The 20,198-nt window shown below is 45.8% G+C and carries 18 protein-coding genes; 12 read left to right on the top strand and 6 right to left on the bottom strand.

Going from position 1 to position 20,198, the window contains the following annotated elements; all coding sequences use genetic code 11:
* Positions 1 to 5: 5 nt before the first annotated feature.
* The gene (locus MKZ04_RS18660; protein ID WP_224146494.1) at positions 6 to 161 is read right to left on the bottom strand and encodes a hypothetical protein; all 156 of its coding nucleotides are present in this window, start codon (positions 159 to 161) and stop codon (positions 6 to 8) included.
* Positions 162 to 592: 431 nt separating this feature from the next.
* Here MKZ04_RS18660 and MKZ04_RS18665 point away from each other — a divergent pair, with 431 nt between their 5' ends.
* The 6 genes from MKZ04_RS18665 (at position 593) to MKZ04_RS18690 (ending at position 6,068) form a co-directional block, all read left to right on the top strand.
* Positions 593 to 1,660, top strand: coding sequence for a YecA family protein (locus tag MKZ04_RS18665; RefSeq protein ID WP_341046660.1), 1,068 nt, complete (start codon positions 593 to 595; stop codon positions 1,658 to 1,660).
* A gap of 120 nt (positions 1,661 to 1,780) precedes the next feature.
* Complete coding sequence (locus tag MKZ04_RS18670; RefSeq protein WP_020450024.1) at positions 1,781 to 2,497, top strand: lantibiotic protection ABC transporter ATP-binding protein; 717 nt, start codon at positions 1,781 to 1,783, stop codon at positions 2,495 to 2,497.
* A complete protein-coding gene (locus MKZ04_RS18675) occupies positions 2,494 to 3,252 on the top strand; it encodes a lantibiotic immunity ABC transporter MutE/EpiE family permease subunit (RefSeq protein ID WP_023857778.1) in 759 nt (252 codons plus the stop codon). The genes MKZ04_RS18670 and MKZ04_RS18675 overlap by 4 nt, the downstream gene beginning before the upstream one ends.
* Before the next feature lies 1 nt (position 3,253).
* Positions 3,254 to 4,024 (top strand): lantibiotic immunity ABC transporter MutG family permease subunit, encoded by a 771-nt coding sequence (locus MKZ04_RS18680; protein WP_020450026.1) that lies wholly within the window; start codon positions 3,254 to 3,256, stop codon positions 4,022 to 4,024.
* 20 nt (positions 4,025 to 4,044) lie between these two features.
* Positions 4,045 to 4,707, top strand: a complete 663-nt coding sequence (locus MKZ04_RS18685; protein ID WP_341046669.1) for a response regulator transcription factor — start codon at positions 4,045 to 4,047, stop codon at positions 4,705 to 4,707.
* Positions 4,698 to 6,068 (top strand): sensor histidine kinase, encoded by a 1,371-nt coding sequence (locus tag MKZ04_RS18690; protein WP_341046672.1) that lies wholly within the window; start codon positions 4,698 to 4,700, stop codon positions 6,066 to 6,068. The genes MKZ04_RS18685 and MKZ04_RS18690 overlap by 10 nt, the downstream gene beginning before the upstream one ends.
* 56 nt (positions 6,069 to 6,124) lie before the next feature.
* On the opposite strand, the gene MKZ04_RS18695 is transcribed toward MKZ04_RS18690, so the two are convergent.
* Positions 6,125 to 7,024 (bottom strand): LysR family transcriptional regulator, encoded by a 900-nt coding sequence (locus MKZ04_RS18695; protein ID WP_043054034.1) that lies wholly within the window; start codon positions 7,022 to 7,024, stop codon positions 6,125 to 6,127.
* 109 nt (positions 7,025 to 7,133) lie between these two features.
* Between MKZ04_RS18695 and MKZ04_RS18700 the strand changes: the two genes are divergently transcribed.
* The 3 genes from MKZ04_RS18700 (at position 7,134) to MKZ04_RS18710 (ending at position 10,446) form a co-directional block, all read left to right on the top strand.
* Positions 7,134 to 7,550, top strand: a complete 417-nt coding sequence (locus tag MKZ04_RS18700) for a tautomerase family protein (RefSeq protein WP_145654074.1) — start codon at positions 7,134 to 7,136, stop codon at positions 7,548 to 7,550.
* Complete coding sequence (locus MKZ04_RS18705; RefSeq protein WP_043054035.1) at positions 7,534 to 8,274, top strand: SDR family NAD(P)-dependent oxidoreductase; 741 nt, start codon at positions 7,534 to 7,536, stop codon at positions 8,272 to 8,274. Before MKZ04_RS18700 ends, MKZ04_RS18705 begins: the two co-directional genes overlap by 17 nt.
* 87 nt (positions 8,275 to 8,361) lie before the next feature.
* On the top strand, positions 8,362 to 10,446 hold the full coding sequence (locus MKZ04_RS18710; protein WP_341046676.1) for a class I SAM-dependent methyltransferase: 2,085 nt from the start codon (positions 8,362 to 8,364) through the stop codon (positions 10,444 to 10,446).
* 10 nt (positions 10,447 to 10,456) lie between these two features.
* On the opposite strand, the gene MKZ04_RS18715 is transcribed toward MKZ04_RS18710, so the two are convergent.
* Together MKZ04_RS18715 and MKZ04_RS18720 are read right to left on the bottom strand one after the other, a co-directional pair.
* On the bottom strand, positions 10,457 to 11,533 hold the full coding sequence (locus tag MKZ04_RS18715; protein ID WP_341046678.1) for a DUF4352 domain-containing protein: 1,077 nt from the start codon (positions 11,531 to 11,533) through the stop codon (positions 10,457 to 10,459).
* 618 nt (positions 11,534 to 12,151) lie between these two features.
* Positions 12,152 to 13,552: a YfcC family protein gene (locus MKZ04_RS18720; protein WP_274984846.1), complete on the bottom strand. Its 1,401-nt coding sequence runs from the start codon at positions 13,550 to 13,552 to the stop codon at positions 12,152 to 12,154.
* Between the two features lie 125 nt (positions 13,553 to 13,677).
* On the opposite strand from MKZ04_RS18720, the gene MKZ04_RS18725 reads away from it, so the two are divergent.
* Together MKZ04_RS18725 and MKZ04_RS18730 are read left to right on the top strand one after the other, a co-directional pair.
* A complete protein-coding gene (locus tag MKZ04_RS18725; RefSeq protein WP_039073158.1) occupies positions 13,678 to 14,847 on the top strand; it encodes a M20 family metallopeptidase in 1,170 nt (389 codons plus the stop codon).
* Positions 14,848 to 15,020: 173 nt separating this feature from the next.
* Positions 15,021 to 16,151: a type II asparaginase gene (locus MKZ04_RS18730; RefSeq protein WP_095292812.1), complete on the top strand. Its 1,131-nt coding sequence runs from the start codon at positions 15,021 to 15,023 to the stop codon at positions 16,149 to 16,151.
* A 31-nt stretch (positions 16,152 to 16,182) separates the two neighbouring features.
* On the opposite strand, the gene MKZ04_RS18735 is transcribed toward MKZ04_RS18730, so the two are convergent.
* The gene (locus MKZ04_RS18735; protein WP_039073159.1) at positions 16,183 to 16,635 is read right to left on the bottom strand and encodes a GNAT family N-acetyltransferase; all 453 of its coding nucleotides are present in this window, start codon (positions 16,633 to 16,635) and stop codon (positions 16,183 to 16,185) included.
* A 100-nt stretch (positions 16,636 to 16,735) separates the two neighbouring features.
* Here MKZ04_RS18735 and MKZ04_RS18740 point away from each other — a divergent pair, with 100 nt between their 5' ends.
* A complete protein-coding gene (locus MKZ04_RS18740) occupies positions 16,736 to 18,235 on the top strand; it encodes an amidase (RefSeq protein WP_079289373.1) in 1,500 nt (499 codons plus the stop codon).
* 22 nt (positions 18,236 to 18,257) lie between these two features.
* On the opposite strand, the gene pepF is transcribed toward MKZ04_RS18740, so the two are convergent.
* The gene (gene pepF, locus MKZ04_RS18745; protein ID WP_079289374.1) at positions 18,258 to 20,093 is read right to left on the bottom strand and encodes an oligoendopeptidase F; all 1,836 of its coding nucleotides are present in this window, start codon (positions 20,091 to 20,093) and stop codon (positions 18,258 to 18,260) included.
* Positions 20,094 to 20,198 lie beyond the last annotated feature (105 nt).

Here is a 20,198-nt window from a genome sequence, read left to right on the forward strand (position 1 = left end):
ATCGTTTACTCAGTGTCGCCTGTTTTCATAACATAAGTTCTAGCCGCAAAATCGTGGACAGCTTGTTTCGTTTCTGAAAAAACGACGGTTAAATACAGCAGACCGAAAGCAATATGCACCCATGAGACGATGTAGCGCACGAAAGCCTGCCATAGCTTCATCCGTCAGCCTGTATCATCAGAAACAATGCGAATTCTAAAAAGTGCTCTTCCAATGTGCCCCGGAGCTTTGTCAGCGGCATCAAAAGCGGATACAAAAACGAATACCAGCAGTGCTGTTGCACCGACCTCAGGAGATCCGTCTCCAAATCAATGCGGATGAAAAGTGTAATCCGACCGCCAATACGCAATCGATCAACAATGCACCCGCTCTAACCCAAAAACCAGCGTATTGCAAAATGTATAACACCCTCTGTCATAAATGGATGATAAAAACACAGAACTAACCATTTTATAGTCTTTTTTTCTATTTGTCCTCTTTTATAAAATTTTACTTTTCAGCTAAATCATACTGATTTTCATTATCGGATTTCCCCCTCCTGAAAGTTTTGATAAAATAAATAAGTTGTAGTATAAGATACGGAGGTTTAAACGTGGGAAAAGTAAAGAGAAATATGCCTTGCCCCTGCGGCAGCGGGCTGAAATATAAAAAATGCTGCGGCAAAGCAGAGGGAGCGTTTCCGGCTGTCGCGGTGCAGGAATTGAAACAAATCCAGAAAGACGTCATGGAATTCGCTTTTACGGAACATAAAGACACAATCGATCAATTTCTTAATCAGTATTCTTTTCTGTCAGACTTGGATCAGTCTGCACAAAAGATATGTGTTTTTAATCTGGGCGTGTGGGGAGTATTTTCCCGGCCGTTGGCAGACGGAGGATTGACGATTTTCGAAGACTTTTTACAGAAAAAGGGTTCTTCGATTCTCAGATCGCAGACTAAGGAAGCCGTTCAATCGTGGAAAGACCTCTCCCCTGCGCTGCTGCGTGTGAAACATATAACAGATGGCGGCATTCGCTTTGAGGATGCTGTAACAAATGAAGAGCTCACTATAAGGATGAATGTGAAGCGGGAAGGGCCTTTTGTAGGCGAGTACGTGCTCGGCTTTCCGATCAAGATCGGAAGCCATACCGAGTTCTTCTTACAATTCACCATCTATCCTGCAAAAATGGCGGATGCTCTCAAAGACAGGTTAAACGATGCTTTAAGCCGTTTCACAAAAGAAGGCGGAACAAAAGAACAGCTGATGAGAGATGATTTTCATCATGTGTTAATGCAGCTTTGCCGTCAGGAAGAGAGTGCACCGTCTGAACAAGGGTCGGAAGACATCGAATGGGCCAATGAGATGGAAAAAGAAACAGCGCTTGTCTTTGAGAAAGGTATGCTTGACGAAGGACATTCTGAATCATTTGTCTCCTGGGCGGTCGGCCTTTGGAAATCGTATTGTGTTAAAAAAGCGCCGGTCATCAAGAAAACAGAAGCCTTTGCAGCTGCTTTGGAGTATTTTATCAATACGATCTCCAAATCGGAAAAATCGTTATCCCAGGCGAAGCTTGCAAAAAAATACGGCGTCAGCGCTTCGACTGTATCGAATCGTTTTAAAGATATTGAAGCCGTCCTGCAGGACGAACTGGATCATCATCTTGAGCTTATGCCTTCTTAAGGCAAAGGCCGCTAAACCTTTCGGGGAACCGGAAGGTTTTTTGCGTTTGATTCTGATTAAATCTTGAGAAAGGTATTTTAAGATATCGGTACCGATCAGATCAAACAAGGAGAGATTAAGATGAGTACAATTCTATTGGAAACAAGGCATCTTCAAAAAAAGTTTGGAAGGTCGCAAGCGGTCTCAGACGTCTCACTGTCAGTTAAAAAGAACAGTATTTACGGTCTGCTGGGACCGAATGGAGCAGGAAAATCAACGACTTTAAAACTTTTAACCGGAATCTTAAACCCGACTGCCGGGGACATTTTGGTTGAGGGGCGGAAATGGAAAAGGTCTGTATTAAAAGACATCGGTTCTTTAATAGAATCCCCGCCTCTGTATGATAATTTAACAGCCTACGAGAATGCCAAGGTGCATGCCACATTATTGGGTCTTCCTGATGCGAGAATAACAGAGGTGCTTAAAACTGTTGATATGCATCATGCCGGAAAGAAAAAAGCGGGGCAGTTTTCTATGGGGATGAGACAGAGGCTGGGAATCGCCATCGCTCTTTTAAATCGCCCTAAATTACTCATACTTGATGAGCCTACGAACGGTCTCGACCCGATCGGTATACAAGAGTTAAGGGAACTCATCAGGTCATTTCCAAAGCAAGGGATGACGGTCATCTTATCAAGCCACATTTTGTCGGAAGTCGAGCAGATCGCAGACCATATCGGGATTATCAGCGGAGGATACCTCGGATATCAGGGGAAAATCAATAAGGGGGACGATCTCGAGCGGCTTTTTATGGATGTTGTCAAATCAACGCGGGGGAAAGAAGGCGGAGAACAATGATCGGATATTATGCAAAAGCGGAAAACCTGAAGTTTAAAAGAACATTTTCGAGAAAGATGATCTTCATTGTGCCTTTGATTAATATTTGCTTCGCCTTTTTAATGAATCCAGGATTCTTTGTAGCAGGTACGTATAATTGGTGGTCTGTCATCTTGATGCCGGTCATGATCGCCTTGCTTTGTGCATTATCACACCAGAAAGAAATGAAAGCGTCGAATTATAACGGCATTTTTTCTTCTCCCGTACATTTACATATGATCTGGTCTGCAAAAATAAGCGTCATTGCGCTCTATTCTTTAGCGTCTCAAGCTGTTTTTTTAGGGTTCATGGTTGTGATGCAGTTTGTCATTCCTCAATTTTCGAGCATTCATTTGACAGTCATTGCCGCGAATCTGCTGCTTTGGCTTACGACACTGTGGGAGATCCCCATCTGTTTATGGATAGCGCGAAAATTTGGGTTTATATCTGCCGTTTTGTTCAATATGCTGGGCAGTATCGTGTTGGGCATCATGTCGGCATCAAGTCCTTTTTGGTGGCTGAATCCGTGGAGCTGGCCGATCAGGGTCATGTGTCCGACAATTGGCATCCATCCAAACGGTGTGCCTCTTGAAAATGGCGATCCTTTAACAAGCTGGGCAGTCGTTCCTCCGGCTGTTGTTCTATCTGTTGTTTTATTTGCTATTTTGGCGCGTCTGACCAGGCGGTCTTTTTCCCCTGCCGTTGATCGCAAATCGATAAAACGGGAGGCGGTTTGATTTGTTGCTATTTTTCAGATGCCTTGCGGCTGATTTTCAAAAAACAAAGCGCACATCTTTTATTTGGCTTCACTTGACCGTTCCGGTTATCTGTGCGAGTGTTTTTCTGCTTTATTTCTATAACAGAGATCATGATCCATATCAATTATACCGCACGTATTTTGAGGCAATTGCGATTGCCCTGCCGCTTCTGATTGGAATAGTGTGCGGAATGACGGCTTCATTAGAGGAGCGGGCAGGCCGTTTTCAAGTGCTGTTGGGCGGCACGGCGCCCAAATTAACGGCTTATTTAAGCAAAGTCACACTGCTTCTGTTCATGAACTTGTGTGCGGTATTCTTGGCTATTGGACTCTATGTATTGGGGCTCAAAGTTCTATTTCATGTACCGAACCTGACAATCGCCCTTTTTTTAGAGGCTGGGGCATGGCTGGCAGCCGGAAGTGTCACACTTTATTTCATTTATTTTCTGATCAGCTGCATATTTGGAATGGGGGCTTCGATTTTAATAGGCGGAGCAGGTCTTTTGATGACAGCCCTGATGAATACGGGATTGGGCGATGTCATTTGGAAATATAATCCTTGGGCATGGGGAATCAGGCTGACAGGGTATAAGGGGATTGACCGATTTGTTCAAATTGATTCGTCTCTGCGTTCTGTTCTAGACGGGGAAATCAAGCAGGGGGCTTTCATCATGGTGTTTGCTATAATAGCTGTATTCGCTCTAAGCATCGTTTGGTTTATCCGCTGGGAAGGAAGAAAAGCTTATGAATAATGAAAAAGGGTGGTCAGCAAGTGGCGAACATTTTGGCAGTAGATGATGAGAAAGATATTCTTGTACTCATACAAAATATTTTGCGCCGCGATCAGCATCAAGTTCATACATTGAGTCAAGTTAACGCCGAATCTCTCGACGTGTTTTCTGGGTATGATTTAATTTTGCTTGATGTGATGATGCCGGGGATGGACGGATTTGAATTATGCGAGAAAATCCGGCCGCTGGTAGATTGTCCGATCCTGTTTCTCACCGCTAAGACGGAGGAAGAGGCCATCGTTAAGGGCCTCCTGACTGGAGGAGACGACTATATTTCAAAACCCTTCGGCGTTCTTGAGCTCAGTGCGAGAGTAAATGCACACTTGAGAAGGGAAAAAAGAGAGAAACACGAAACTAAACGTGTGATTTCCGGTTTTTTATTTCACTTTGACAGTAAAGAAGTATTTATTGATGATCAAAAGCTGAATTTAACAAAAAATGAATTTAAAATATGTGAGCTGTTGGCTCAGCATAAAGGACGAACTTTTACACGAGAAGAAATTTATGATCATGTATACGGGCTGGAAGGTAATGCATTATACTCCACGATAACCGAATTTATCCGCACGATTCGGAAAAAATGCAAAGAACACGAAAGAGATCCGATCAAAACGGTATGGGGCGTAGGGTACAGATGGGAATAATCCGTAAAAAAAAGACGCTGCGCAGAGAACTGATCAAATATATGCTCACTTTGAGTTTCAGCTTGATCGCGATCACGGCTGTATATGTTTTGATCAATATGATCGGAATGAATGCAGGGCTGTTTTATCCTGCCAATTACAATGAAATCGAAGCTGAAAAGCTTAAGCCCAAGCTTCAATCGGCTGAACGGATAACGGAAGACATGATACCTGATACGATGCTGTATGCCATATTGGATAAAAAGTCGAAACAAAAGACAGCGGGAAACATGAAAGAAACGAATCTTTCCATTGTACGGAAAAAAATTGAGAGCAGGCCGTATGTCACCTTAAGTCAAAAAGGCTATATGATCATCGAACGCAAAGACGAGTATTGTGTGTTGGAGTATCCTTTGCGCGCTGAGTTTCGGTCTCCCCTGCTGAGACGGTTTCTCCCGAACTATGAGCTGACAAGCTTATGCATCATCATTCTGCTTCTAATTACGGTCGTTTTTGCGGTAACAACCCGATTTGCAAACAGGTTAAAAGATCATTTTCAAACATTAAACACCATCGCTGAGCAAATTAAAAAACAAAATTTAAATTTCACTCCGGAGTTTTCGAATATTAAGGAATTTGATCATGTGATCAGTTCCCTGATAGACATGAGGAATGCCCTTCAAGCCTCCCTCCGCGCGCAGTGGCACTTAGAGAAAACGAAAAAAGAACAGATCGGCGCATTGGCTCATGACATTAAAATTCCAATGACCATTATTAAAGGTAATGCGGAATTGCTGAGCTTATCACCGCAAAATCAAGAGCAGTCGGAATATATCAGATACATACTTGATGCGGGACAAAAAATCGGCCAGTACATTGACCAATTAATCCATTTGTCAAAAACGGAGGAAGCATTAAATATCGATTATAGAGAAAGTGCTGTGAAACCGTTAGTCGAAAGTGTTCTCAATGACACTGAAGCATACATAGGGAACAAATCGGTTGGCATTGTGCTGAAGGAACAGAACCTTGAAGATAAAAAAGCATTGTTGGACAAACAGCTGCTTCACCGAGCGTTGATGAACATCATGACGAACGCTGCAGATCACACACCAGAAGGCGGGAGAATCGATTTTGAAGCTGTGTGTACGGATGATCAATTGATTTTCACAATCACTGACAGCGGAAAAGGATTTTCTCAAGAAGGCCTGCAGAAAGCTGCCGAGCTTTTCTATATGGAAGATAAAAGCCGGACATCGAATGGGCATTACGGTATGGGACTTACCTTTGCGCTTCGTGTTGTCAAGCTTCATCAAGGCGATTTATCAATTAAAAATGGTGAAGCGGGGGGCGGACAGGTGCAAGTAACCATCCCCCTCTGAGACCAGATCATCATCATTCAATGTCCCATTATGTCATCATCCCAAACCTTCCGACATCAGCCGGAAGGTTTTTTCGGTTTTCCCAGTTCCTGTTTCAAATATTGGTAAAGCTTTGCATCCGCTTGTTTCAGCGGGAAAGACGCGGTTTTGCAAAGGATGCCGAAGGTTACGCTGATCGGGTCATCGCCGATAAACCGGACAATCGTTCCGGGAGGAGGAGGGGAGACGATGCTTTTCGGAATCAGGGCAACGCCGAGTCCAGCGGCAACATAATTTTTCAAAGCGGTCATGCTTCCGATCTCCATCGTGTTCATTTGGCTTCCCGGCAGCTCTTGAAACGCGATTTCGACTTTCTTGCGGTAAGTGCAATTGTTGGCCGTGATCAGTAGACGGTGCTCCCTAAGATCTTTCAGATGGATGTGTTCATTGTTTCCGGCGGGGTGTCCTTCAGGAAGCAGCACTACGAGCTCTTCAGCATATAGCGGTTCAAAATAAAGATCAGTTCCCATTGCCGGAGTCGAACAGACGGCAAGGTCCAGGCTGCCTTGAACCAGCCGTTCCCCCAATGTCGATGAGTTGGCAATATCTACGGAAACCCGGATCTTCGGATAATCCGCTAAAAACCTCCCCAACATCCGCGGCAAATCACAGCTCGCGATTGGTTCGACCGCTCCCAGACGGATATTTCCCGCTTCGCCAAGCAATAAGTCGGCCATATGATGTTGAAGGTGATCCATATTCTTGACAATATGGCTGCTTTCTTCAAAAAAAAGCCTGCCGGCTTCAGTCAGTCGGAATGTTTTCCCCCGCTCGAGCAATCGGATGCCGAGGTCTTCTTCGAGTTTTTTGATTTGCATTGTGACTGTGGACTGCGCATAATTCAGTTCTTCAGCCGCGCGGTTAAAGCTTCCGCAAGCCACGATTTTATGAAACGTTTTTAACGTTTTGAAATCCATCCCATCACCTCAAGTTCAATAAAATTGAATGAATCCTTCAAATGATTCAATTATACAAAATGATATAACCGTTATACACTATTAAACAATACAAAGGAGGAATAAATATATGCCATTTGTCAGGATGGATCTTTTAAAAGGAAGATCAAACGAAGAGCTTCGACGGATTAGCAGAACGGTTCACAAGGCGATGACGGAGACGATCGATGTTCCGGAAGATGATTATTTTCAGGTCATCACCCAGCACGATGAGGAAGAATTCTTTTTCGATCCCGGCTATATGAATATCGAACGGACGAAGGATTTGATCTATATTCACATCACAATGAAAGAGAGACCGGTCGAAAAAAAGCTGGCGCTGTATCAACACATTGCAGAATGTTTACAAAAAAACGCCGGCATCCGCCAAGAGGACGTCATGATCATTGCGGCCGAAAACGTGAAAGAGAACTGGTCGTTTGGGAATGGAACAGCACAGCTTGCATCAGTTGAAAAGGGAGTGATGAAAAATGGAAATGAAAAATAAAACAGCCCTTGTCACAGGAGGCGGCACTGGGATCGGCAGAGCGGTATCGCTCGCTTTGGCAAACCGCGGCGCAGCGGTTATTGTCAACTATTCGCGTTCCGAAGCGGAGGCTGAAGAGACGGTTGGGATGATTGAAAATCAAGGCGGCCGCGCGCTCGCGATTAAAGCCGATGTTTCTAAGGTCAATGAAGTTCAAGGCATGTTTGATCGGGCGGCCCGTGAGTTCGGCACCGTCGATCTGCTCGTCAACAATGCAAGCATCACCAGGCATATCGAGCTTGATGACTTGGATGGAGCTTCTGAAGAAGTCTGGGATGAACTGTATGCGGTAAATGTCAAAGGGATGTTTTATTGCGCGAGAGCGGCGGCATCTTTAATGAAGCAAAATAAGCAAGGCGCCATCGTAAATGTCGGTAGCATCGCCGGACTGACGGGCTCAGGTTCTTCGCTCCCCTATGCCGTATCAAAAGCGGCGGTCCACGGACTGACGAAATCATTGGCGCATGCGCTCGCTCCGGATATCAGGGTCAGCTGTGTGGCACCTGGCGCTGTATCGACGAGATGGTGGGAGGGGAATGAAGAGAAAATGAAGCGGCTCAGCCAAAAGCTCCCGCTTGAACGGATCGCAAAGCCGGAAGATATCGCCTTGCTCATTTGCGCGCTGCTCGAACAAGAAACGGTTACTGGTCAAATCTTAACGGCGGACTGCGGCCAAACATTATAGCGGTTATAAGTCTATTATCCTATTTCTATATGAAACCATTTGCCTTATGATTAGTCATATCGAAATAGAAAAAAGAGGGAAGAACGTATGAGGCGTTTACAATCGTTAGAAGCCATTGAAAAAGTGAAAAGCGGGGATTATCATGTTTTGCGTGATGCCGAATGGCTCAAGTATCTTGTTTTAACTGAAGAACAAAATGTCAATCTGGAGCGGATATCTTCGCTGGAGAACATGCCTCAGAATCCTGTGTTTCTTTATGTGGAACAGACGCTCTCCATCTTGGAGAAAGCGGACATTCCTGAGCGGGAAAAAGAAATCATTGAAGAGGTTCTCATATGGAGTGAAACGGCTAAGTGCGGCCAGCCTCATAAAAGAAAGGAATGGCGTGAGAAAGGCTTTCAGCTTGCGATCCATAATATCGGGTCGGCGCAGATTTATGCTGATCGAAGACAGGCGTATATGCCGGAGCGGCAGGATATTGACGAACTCATCTATATTTTGATTTTGACGCATGGACTCATCGGGCAGTATATCCGCGGGGAATCAAGGTATCGCCAATTCACTCCTCTTATCGATTGGATTGAAGCATCCGAACTTCAGCACATCGACATCAGGCGGGTTCTGTACGTTCTGAACAAATGTATCATTGAAGGGGTTTCGCCGGCACTTTGGGAATCGATTGAACAAGACGTGAACCGGATAATCGGCCAAATCTGCACAGGAGAAAGAAACAAAGATTGGCCGTTCTCGGAAAGGATCAGAAAACTGCGGGGACAGGCGCTCGATTCCGGCGAAGACAGCAGCCGGTACGAGCGGTTTCTGAGGGAACATGCGGCGGAAGATGTGCTGAGACGCTTCTTTCAGCGGGTCGATTTATGGTATGTGGAATCCGCCTTGTCATCGTTCAGTTTTGAAGAGTTTGTCAAAATCTTTTTGCTTGTGCTTCGTTCTGTCAATCCTCTATCAGTCAAGCATATCAGCTTTGAGCTGCTGATGAAGGACATGTACCGTGATTACCAAGGTGTGCGTCATACGAATGTTTATAAAAAACGGATTATCGAAGCGTGCTTAAAAGAGATGTCGATCAGCGATTTGCTTTTCGGCGGGGTGCCTGTAAATGAACACGTTTCGCTTGCTGTTCAGCCGTTTGATCAGGCTTCCGAGATTGTCGGCGTCACGTTTTCGTTTTCGCAGGCCGGACTGAAGCTGATTGAATTTTGCCAGGAAGCGGAGAAATCGCCTTTATATGAACGGGCGATCGTGCTGCTTTATGATTTTTTTGAGTTTCGCAAGGATTCGTTTGACCGGCTGCAAAATGAAGCGGCTTATCTGTCTGACATGAACGGTGCGGAAGATTATAAAAAGAAGATTGCCGATTATGCAGTTGGAGAAAGAATGCTCGACATCGGAGCCGGAGGCGGCGTGATGCTTGATTTGCTGACGGACCAGCATCCTGAAGCAGAGGTCATCGGCATCGACCTTTCCGTTAATGTCATTGAGGAGCTCCAAAAAAGAAAAGTGCGCGAACATAAGCCGTGGCATGTGAAACAGGCTGATGCGTTGGATCTTCCTGAGTACTTCGAACAGGAAAGCGTCGACACGATTGTATTTTCATCGATATTGCACGAATTGTTTTCATACATTCCGTATGAAGGAAAACGATTTAATCATCTCGTCATTGCCCAAGCGTTAAAAAGTTCCTTTGATATTCTGAAGCGGGGAGGCAGAATCATCATCAGGGACGGAATCATGACCGAAAACAAAGAGGAAACGCGGCGGATTCGCTTTAAAGACCCGGATGGAATGGATTTCTTGAAACGGTATATCCATGATTTTAAAGGGAGAAAGGTGCAAATTCTTGAGGCTGAGAAGGATGCGGCCGTACTGTTTGTGAATGACGCGATGGAATTCCTCTATACATATACTTGGGGAGAAGAAGCCTATTCGCATGAAGTGAAGGAGCAGTTCGGCTATTTTACGCCGTCTGAATTCCGGCGCTGTATTGAGAAAGAGTTGGGGGAACGCGCGAACATTCTTGTGTTCGAACACTATGTACAGGAAGGGTATGAAGAACACCTTAACCCTAAAATCGAGCTGACAGATCGGCTCGGCCGACGCGTGCCGCTGCCGGACAGCACTTGTTTTATTGTAATTGAAAAAAAGCACCACTAGGGTGCTTTTTTTAGTTGTTGCTTTTAAGGAAGCTTGAGAAGTATTGTTCGGTCTTGTAATTATCAGCATCCATTTTCCATTTGTCATTTTTTGATTTTTCAAGCTTAACTTCAACGGTTTTCTCACTTGAAGTCGCCTGTGCTTTTTTGATTTCTTCACTCATGATGTCAATCGCAGGATTGATCAATTCATCTCTGGACATGAAGTTTTTGCCGCTGTCTTTCACATAGTCTTCCAGTCTTTTCTTCACTTTCTTTTGGACATCCGTATTATCGATTGGTGTAACGGTTGCTTCAACAGTTGCTTCATCGCCTGAAATTGATTTTGTAACTGCTTTGACTTGAGATTTTTCTTGATAAGCGTTTTGGATGGCGCTGATCAGTTTATTCAATTTCTTTTTATCGACATCTTCTTCATCATAATATCCTAAAGAGCGAACGATTGATTTTTGAGCGCCTTCAAGGTAATCGGTAACGACTTCACGTTTATTTTCGTCGACCAGTTTATCAAAGTTATCATTATCTTTGCCGAAAATCGTTACATCTGTGTAAGCCAGCAAAGCTTTTGCCGGATCTTCAAGTTTTTTGGCTGTTTTCAGCAAATCGTCGCTGCCGCCGTCGATCTCGAATTTGACAGGATCGGCTTTGTTTTCACCGTACATGTCAGGTGTGTATTCAAGCTGAAGCTTTTTGCCCTTTTCAACGATGTAATAGATATTTCCGTCGACTTCCTTGTCAGAATTCAGCGTGGAAGAACGAAGTCTCTTGTTTCTTTCATCATATACGCTGACGTCCGACATTTTTGAGTCGCCTTCGTAAAGGCTGAATTGGCTTTTATCAACCATCAATGGTTCTTTTCCTGTATTTTTAACGGAAACATTGATCTTTAGTATAAGTTCATTTTCGTGCAGGTTTGTTGATGAATCATCCGGAAGCGTATATTCGGAGCTTAGTATTTTAACTTCTGCATTATCTGCTTTTTTCGTATCTTCTTTCTCTCCGCTCGCACTTTTGCTGCCTCCGCAGGCTGTTGACACGACTGCTACAATCATCAAAAGCATCATTAGAAAAAACTTTTTACTTCGCATGGTCTGTCTCCTTTTTTATTATTATTTTTTCAATGTTATGTAAATGAAAAGAATGAGGTGGTTAGGGTAAAAAGGCCCTTCATCGGGACGAATCTTACTCAAGTCCCGGTCATTTCATTTATCTAACAGTGAAAATTTGATTATAATTCTTCCTTTTTCCTTAGTTTCTTTAAAAAAACAGAAACAACATCACTCATTTTAAGGTTTGAAGAATCAATAATAAATAGGTGTTAAATACTAATTTTGGTCAATGTTTTGCAAGATTAGGCATGTTTTCAAACTTTGAGTAGTATGAATAGACTAAAACTAATGACTTACAAAACGGTGCATTTAATTGAGATTGATCCATTTTCCACCTTAGCCATGACAAGGCAGAACAGGTGAAAAATATAAGTGTTTTGTTTAGAATCCGCCACTTTGTTGATGAATTTTGAAATTGGACTATGGTGGATAAAAAGTCCCATTTTCGGGTTTTCTTAACCTGAGCTTAAAATTTAGTAGATCAATCGTCTCAGAAACGCCGGTTTTGATGGTTTAGGCTTCTCTATGGTCAGGGAGACGGAGACATGTATGAGGAATGCAGCCGGGGGCTCCGGCTGCATATTGTGGACCGGATGTTTACTTAATACCGATGATCATGGCGATAACAATTGCGGCGGCGCCGATGAAAATCCAGCCTGCGACCAGCTTCCAGACAAACTTGACCCAGCGTTCGTAAGTGACGCCTGCGATTGACAGCGAAGCCATCAGTACACCGGAGGTCGGGATGATGGAGTTGGTGATTCCGTCTCCGTATTGATACGCGAATACGGCAATCTGGCGTTCGAATCCCAATAAATCGGCCAGCGGCGCCATAAGCGGCATCGTTGTGGCTGCCTGTCCGCTTCCGGATGGAATAAATGTGTTAATCACGATTTGCACGGCGAACATGCCAATGGCGCTGATTTCGTTCGGAAGTGAGCTGATGGCTGAAGCAAGGCTGTTGATGATCGTATCGATAATCTGTCCGTTTTCCAATACGATGACAATGGCACGGGCGAAGCCGACAATCAGCGCTCCGTATACAACCTGTTTCATACCGTCAACAAATGAATGGAAGGTGTTGTTGATGCCGAGTCCTCCCGCAAGGCCGGCGGCAAAGCCGATGATGAGAAAGCCGGCCGACAACTCGCTTAAAAACCACTCCCATTGAAATACACCGAACATATTGATGCCGAAGCCCAATGCTGTAATCAGCAGGACGAGGCCGTGTCTTCCGGTGAAGGAAAGATCAGCGTGTCCTGCGGCTGTCTCTTCATTCATCTCTGTTTCGCTTCCATACATCAAACCGGTATTTGGGTGCGCTTTGACTTTTTCGGCGTACCGCATGACATAAAAAATGGAGAAACCGAGCATGACGGCATAAACGGCCAATCTATAACCGAGGGCGCTAAACACCGGGACTTCCGCAATTGTCTGTGCGATTCCGACTGTGAACGGGTTCAACATGCCGCCGGTGAACCCTGCAGCCGCGCCAAGGGAAATCATCGCCAGCCCGGTCATTGAATCATAGCCAAGCGCTCTTGCAACAGCGATGCCGATCGGAATAAAAATAATCGTCTCTTCAGATAAACCGATCGTTGCGCCTCCGATGGAAAAGACGAACATGGTGACGGGAATCAGGAGGAAACCGCGTTTCTTCAAGCGCTGCACGAGCACATGAACACCTGCGCGAATCATCCCGGTCTGATGGATGATGCCGAAAGCTCCGCCTATTAAAAAGATGTAAAAAATAATATCCGCCGATTGAATCATGCCTTCCGGTATGGCTTTAAACATCTCGAAAAAACCGACCGGACCGGCGTCAGTCTGTGTGTAGCTCCCTTGTACGATAACCGTTCGGCCGTCTTCTTCAACCCGTTCAAATTCTCCTGATGGAATGAAGTATGAAGCCAGTGCAGCTAAAATGATAATGAAAAAAATCAAAGCATAAGTATGAGGGAAGTGCAATTTTATTTTCTGGGGGGTGCCATTGCTCATTCCGTTCGTCTCCTTTATAATGTATTAATATTCATATAATTATATATTTAATCATTTTGAGGATATGAGCTTTACTTTGTCAACCCTGGAAAAGAACTTCCGGTAATGGAGAAGGGAGAACCGTTATGAAAAAACAAATTGAGAAAGAGATCGAACATATTCGTGAAGAGCTGCTGCATATCAGCCAGTATATAGGCAATCACCCTGAACTGGGGCATGAAGAATTCAAAGCTTCAAAGATTCTGTCCGAGGAGCTGAAAAAACACGGTTTTCAGGTGGAGTTAGGAACATGCGGCCTTGCGACGGCGTTTACGGCCGAATTTGACAGCGGCCGTCCCGGCCCTGCCATCGGGTTTATGGCTGAATATGATGCATTACCTGACCTTGGCCATGCCTGCGGGCACAATTTGATCGGCACGATGGCGGTCGGCGCCGCAATCGGCGTCAGCAAAGTCATCGCATCATGCGGAGGGAAAGTGTATGTTTACGGAACGCCTGCGGAAGAAACGAAAGGCGGAAAAGTAACCATGGCTGAACAAGGGGTTTTTGATCACTTGGACGCCGCTATGATGGTTCATCCGTATTGCAGGCATGAAAAAAGCGGAACATCGCTGGCGATGGATGCGATTCAATTCGAATTCTTCGGAAAGGCCTCGCATGCGGCGGGAGCGCCTCACGAAGGAATCAATGCGCTCGATGCCGTCATTCAGACATTCAACGGCATTAATGCGCTCAGACAGCATATTCTCCCTGATGCCCGGATTCACGGGATTATTCCGGAGGGAGGGAAAGCGGCAAATGTTGTGCCGGATTATGCGGTTGCCCAGTTTTATGTCAGAGGAACAGAACGTGCTTATGTCAATGAACTGCTCGATAAAGTAAAAAATTGTGCAAAAGCAGCCGCACTTGCGACTGGAGCCCGACTTAAGAGCTCTTTTTATGAGCTGTCTTACGATGATTTGAAAACAAATGAAACGCTGTCAGACGCCTTTACACAAAACATGATCGAGTTGGGCGTCGATCCCGATTCGATTCATGAAAAAGCGGACGGAGGAGGTTCAGTTGATATGGGGAATGTCAGCCAGATCGCACCTTCCATTCATCCTTATGTACAAATTTGCGATGAACCGTACGCGTGCCACACACCCGAGTTTCGGGAGGCAGCCATGAGCAGCCAAGGGTTCGAAGGCTTAATGCTCGGCGCAAAATCTATGGCATTCACCGCCTATGATGTGCTCACCAATGAAGAGCTGTTGAGAAAAATAAAGGAAGAATTCAGCTTTTTAAAACAATAGAAGGTCTGAAGAGGGAAACGAGGTTTCCCTTTTTTTAATGCAAAAAAACGCAGAAGAAAATCTAACATATAAATAGACAGCGTATAAATGCATTTTAAACTGGTATGAAAGAGAGGAGGAAAGAGAAAATACATATATAATTAGCGGACTTCGCAGCAGGGAGAGATCAAAACATGACGAAAAAACGAATGTTATTTATTGTGTTAGGCTTATTGCTTTTGATCAATGCCGGGTGCTCCGGTTCAAACGAATCTCGAAATGAAACAAAGGCCCGGGCGAAGACGGAAACTGCGTCAGCTAAGACTGCTCAAGGAAATGAGGGCCTGCCCAACATAAGAATTTTAGCCACAGGGGGGACGATTGCCGGAGCGAATCAGTCCAAAACGTCGACGACCAATTATAAAGCGGGTGCAGTCGGGATTGATTCGCTCATCGAAGCCGTTCCGGAAATGAAGGATATCGCGAATATCAGCGGAGAACAAGTGGCAAACATCGGAAGTCAGAATATGACTAATAAAACGCTCCTGAAATTGAGCAAGCGCACTGCGAAGCTTTTAGCTTCAGATGATGTCGATGGAATTGTCGTCACTCACGGAACGGACACCTTGGAAGAAACGGCTTATTTTTTAAATCTCGTCCTCAAAAGCGATAAACCCGTCGTTGTGGTCGGATCTATGCGGCCTTCCACAGCGATTGGAGCCGACGGGCCTGCCAACTTGTACAATGCTGTAAAGGTCGCTGCGAGCAAGGAAGCTTACGGGAAAGGAACCATGGTGGTGCTGAATGACCGGATTGCTGCGGCAAGATATGTGACGAAAACCCATACGACAGCTCCTGACACTTTCAAGTCGGAAGAAATGGGTTACCTCGGCAATATTGCCGACGGCATCTATTTTCATAATGACATCACAAAAAAGCATACGAAAGATACCGATTTTAATATTTCCAAGATCAATCTGCTTCCTCAAGTCGACATCATATACGGGTATCAAAACGACGGGCGCTATCTGTTTGACGCTGCAATCAAGGCGGGAGCGAAAGGCATTATCTATGCGGGAAGCGGAAACGGTTCAGTCTCTGACGAGGCGAAAAAAGGGGCAGTCGCAGCGGTGAAAAAAGGGGCGGCAGTCGTGCGTTCTACACGCACCGGCAGCGGGGTTGTCACGCCCAATCCTGATCTTGAAAAGGAAAACATATTGGCTTCCAACTCTTTGAACCCGCAGAAAGCCCGGATTTTGCTGATGCTGGCGCTGACCAAAACAGATGATCCGAAAAAGATCCAGTCCTATTTTGAAGAATATTGACGAGAATCCGCCGGGGAGCCCGGCGGATTTTTTAAAGATCGAGCGCTAAGCGAACCATATCGATGCAGCGCATGCCGTTTTCGTATATCGGTTTCTCGTAATGCCTCAAGAAAAAGTCGCGGTCGATGCCGGTGATTCTAAATCCGCATTTTTGATAGAGCGCAAGCTGCCCGATGCTTGAATTCCCGGTTCCGATTTCAATTGTCTTAAATCCTTGTGATTTTGCCGTTTCAATCGCATGCATAACCAATTGTCTGCCGATTCCTTTTCCCTGCAGATCTTCTTTGACGGCGATATTGACGAGCTCTGCTGTTTCTGGTCTCGTCGGCAGCAGCACATAGACACCTACAATCCGGCGGTCGATTTCTGCTGTATAGGATTGTCCCCGTTTGAGATAATCGATAACCAGTTTTTCGGAAGGGTCTGCCGTCAACAGTAAATCAAGCGGCGGCTCATGTTCTGGGTGTAACCTTCGAATATTCATTTCACTCATCTCCTTTTTGATCTAAACTGAAAACATTGAAATCCTCAAAAGGCTCATGCACAATAGTAAACACAAGCGAACAGTAAAGTGAGGTACTGATATGAATATATCTGACTATATGAAGCATGACGCAGTTGCTTTATCTAAGCTTATCAAACATGGGGAAGTAACGGTGAACGAATTAATCGATGCTGCTTTTTCCCGCCTTGAAGAAGTCAATCCAGAACTGAATGCGGTCGTTCGGACGAGAAAAGAACAAGTCAAACATGAATGCAGACAGCTCGATATCAGACAGCAGCCGTTTGCCGGGGTGCCGATCCTTTTAAAGGACATTTCCCAAGCGTTGAAAGGGGAGCCTCTTACAGCCGGCGCCAAGCTGCTTTCATCTTATCAACCAAAGCGCGATTCGAATTTCGTTGCTAAATTGCGCGGCGCCGGCTTTTTATTTCTCGGCCAAACGAATACGCCCGAATACGGATTGAAAAATATTTCTGAGCCTGAATTATACGGACCGTCGCGAAATCCCTGGAACACCGATTATTCACCCGGCGGTTCAAGCGGCGGTTCCGCTGCAGCGGTTGCGGCCGGAATCGTTCCCCTTGCAGGGGCTAGTGACGGGGGAGGCTCCATTAGGATCCCCGCTTCATTTACCGGGCTATTCGGTTTGAAGCCGACCCGGGGCAGAACGCCTGTAGGACCGGGCGTCGGGCGGCAATGGCAGGGAGCATCGATCGATTTTGCGCTGTCCCGTACGGTCAGGGACAGCGCTGCGCTCCTTGATATCCTGCAAACCGTTCAGCCTGAAGCCGCTTTTCAAACGCCTTTATTTCCGGGCCATTATGAAGAGGATATGAAAAAAGGGCTGGAGCGCCCGTTGAATATCGCATTTTCTGTAGAATCACCCGTCGGAACGCCTGTCAGTGATGAAGCCAAACAAGCCGTCCACCGTACCGTTAAATGGCTGGAAGCGCAGGGACACCGCGTCGAAGAGCAGGCGAACGGCGTTGATGGACTCCGGTTAATGGAGAACTACTACTTAATGAACAGCGGTGAAATTTCCGCGATGATTCTGGGAATGGAAAAAACGCTTGGAAGAGCGATCACTGTTCAGGATGTTGAAATTGTCACATGGGTGCTTAATGAAGCAGGCAAAAAAGTGTCGGCAGCCGAATTTACGGCAAGCCTTGCTTCCTGGGATCAAGCAGCTGCACAAATGGCGGCGTTTCATGAGACCTATGATCTGTATGTGACCCCTGCAACGGCTTACCCCGCTCCAAAGGTCGGCGAGCTTACTCATACCGAAAAAGAAGCCGAAGCGCTCCTGAAAGTGAGTGAGCTGGAAAAAAATGAGCAGCAGTCGTTGATTTATCAAATGTTTTTGAAAAGCTTGACATATACACCATTCACACAGCTTGCCAACTTAACCGGACAGCCTGCGATGAGCGTCCCGGTCCACCTCACAAATGAAGGTTTACCGCTCGGCGTTCAAGTGACGGCACCGAAAGGAAAGGAACATTGGCTGCTTCGCACCGCACATTTATTAGAGCAATCAGACTTATGGATCGGAATGAAAGGCAATCCGATGTTCGGCAGTCTGTAACCGCATAAAAGAAGACCGGCTGTTAATCAGGCCGGCCTTCTTTTGGATCATACAGTTTTTCGAGCTCGTCAACCAATGTTCCGACATACGCAACTGCCTGGCGTATCGGTTGATCCGTCGACATGTCAACACCCGCGTGTTTCAACAGGTCCAGCGGTTTCATTGTACCGCCTGTTTTTAAAACGTTCAGCCATCTCTCGACGGCAGGGCGGCCTTCTTCTTTAATTTGCTGCGAGACGATTGTCGATGCTGTCAGCCCGGCTGAATAGGTGTAAGGGTATAACCCCATGTAGTAGTGCGGCTGACGCATCCATGTTAAACCTGCCCCTTCATCAAGCTTCACTCCGCTGCCCCAGAATTCGGACAGCACGGCGGTGGTTTGTTCAGACAGTACGGAAGCGGTAAGTGCGCACCCTTGTTCGGCGAGTTCGTAGACTCTCCGCTGATATTCCCCTTCAAGCAGATGGGTGACAAAATTGTGGTAATACGTGCCCATCAATTGGTTGATGACCCAGCGCTTCATTTTCCGGTCATTTGTTTTGGAAAACAAATGCTGGGCGAGAAGCATTTCGTTCATTGTAGAAGGCGCTTCGATGAAATATAGAGACGGTCTGACATTCATGATGCGCTGCTTGCGGTTTGCCAAGTAGAAATGACCGGCATGACCGAGTTCATGGGCAAGGGTAAAGGCGTCCCGCATCGTATCCGTCCATGTCATCAAAATGAAGGGATGCACTCCGTACGGACTTGAACAAAACGCACCCGTGGATTTGCCGATGTTGTCAGCGAGATCAACCCACCGCTCAGTCAATGCGGTTTCCATGACTTCCGCGTACTCGGGTCCCATCACTTGTAAAGCGTCCAAGATCATCCGGCCGGCCTGTTCGTAAGTCGTCTTTGGACTGAAGTCGTGATCAAGCGGAGCCTGCAAATCGCAGAAGCGCATGTCGTCGAGGTCTAATACACGTTTTTTCAAGGCGGCATACTTGCGCATATGAGGTGCAAGTTCGTTTTTAATCACATCAAGCTGGTTGTGGTACATTTCGAGCGTGACGCTTTGCGGCTGAAGAAGCATATCGGTGGCGGATTGATATCCGCGAAGCCTTGACATGCCGACCTGTTTTTTGACTTCTGTTTCATAGACGGCGGCGATGGTATTTTTGTATGTTTGCAGGGTATTTGTAAAGGAGTCAAAGGCGGTTCTGCGAATATGCGTATCAGGAGAGAACATGTATTTTCCTTCATATAACGCGAACGAATTGGCCAACTCATTGCCGTTCCGGTCCTGAATCGGTGAAAATTGCATATCTGCAAGCTTCGCCATCCCGAAAATTTTGTACGGTGCATCATGCACTTCGCCTAAAACGGCTAACGCTTCCTCTGTTTCGGGAGCAAGCTTATACGGCTTGCGCTCCATTATCTCGGACAGCATTTTGCTGAAAGGCTCCAGTCCTTTCTCATTTTTTATGTACGTCTCCACTTGATTTTCGGGGAATTCGAGAATTTCCGATTGGATAAATGAAAGCCCGGCGTTTAGTTTTGCTTGAAGTGCGGCCATCCTTGAAGCGTCGGCTTGGTTGACGGGGTTTGTCAAATCTTCGGACTTTCTGAGGTGAGTATAGGCGGCGGCCCGGACTAGGCGCTCTAGCAGTTTTTCCTGCAGCATTAAACAATCGAGCAACACGTCAGCTCCTTCGTGAAGCCTTCCTTTAAATGAGCCGATGGATACGAGATCTTCCTCAATTTTCACAAGTGCGTCTTCCCAAGCTTCATAAGAAGAAAATAAATCAGTAAGATTCCAAGTCAGTTCCTGCGGCACCTCAGAGCGCTTCGGTCTTTTTTCTGCCACTTTTTCCAATGTACAGCCTCCCCTTGAAAATATTTCGTGTTTCTAATTAATTATATAAAAGACGGCAGCAGAATGAAATAAAAAACGACGGTTTCTAATGAAACCGTCGTAAAT

The sequence above is a fragment of the Bacillus sp. FSL W7-1354 genome (genome assembly GCF_038002405.1).
GTDB classification, from domain to species: Bacteria; Bacillota; Bacilli; order Bacillales; family Bacillaceae; genus Bacillus; species Bacillus paralicheniformis.

Coding starts and splice junctions, on each gene's coding strand:
- MKZ04_RS18660 (WP_224146494.1), bottom strand. CDS start 161: ATGAAGCTATGGCAGGCTTTCGTGCGCTACATCGTCTCATGGGTGCAT.
- MKZ04_RS18670 (WP_020450024.1), top strand. CDS start 1,781: ATGAGTACAATTCTATTGGAAACAAGGCATCTTCAAAAAAAGTTTGGA.
- MKZ04_RS18675 (WP_023857778.1), top strand. CDS start 2,494: ATGATCGGATATTATGCAAAAGCGGAAAACCTGAAGTTTAAAAGAACA.
- MKZ04_RS18690 (WP_341046672.1), top strand. CDS start 4,698: ATGGGAATAATCCGTAAAAAAAAGACGCTGCGCAGAGAACTGATCAAA.
- MKZ04_RS18695 (WP_043054034.1), bottom strand. CDS start 7,024: ATGGATTTCAAAACGTTAAAAACGTTTCATAAAATCGTGGCTTGCGGA.
- MKZ04_RS18700 (WP_145654074.1), top strand. CDS start 7,134: ATGCCATTTGTCAGGATGGATCTTTTAAAAGGAAGATCAAACGAAGAG.
- MKZ04_RS18705 (WP_043054035.1), top strand. CDS start 7,534: ATGGAAATGAAAAATAAAACAGCCCTTGTCACAGGAGGCGGCACTGGG.
- MKZ04_RS18710 (WP_341046676.1), top strand. CDS start 8,362: ATGAGGCGTTTACAATCGTTAGAAGCCATTGAAAAAGTGAAAAGCGGG.
- MKZ04_RS18715 (WP_341046678.1), bottom strand. CDS start 11,533: ATGCGAAGTAAAAAGTTTTTTCTAATGATGCTTTTGATGATTGTAGCA.
- MKZ04_RS18720 (WP_274984846.1), bottom strand. CDS start 13,552: ATGAGCAATGGCACCCCCCAGAAAATAAAATTGCACTTCCCTCATACT.
- MKZ04_RS18725 (WP_039073158.1), top strand. CDS start 13,678: ATGAAAAAACAAATTGAGAAAGAGATCGAACATATTCGTGAAGAGCTG.
- MKZ04_RS18730 (WP_095292812.1), top strand. CDS start 15,021: ATGACGAAAAAACGAATGTTATTTATTGTGTTAGGCTTATTGCTTTTG.
- MKZ04_RS18735 (WP_039073159.1), bottom strand. CDS start 16,635: ATGAATATTCGAAGGTTACACCCAGAACATGAGCCGCCGCTTGATTTA.
- MKZ04_RS18740 (WP_079289373.1), top strand. CDS start 16,736: ATGAATATATCTGACTATATGAAGCATGACGCAGTTGCTTTATCTAAG.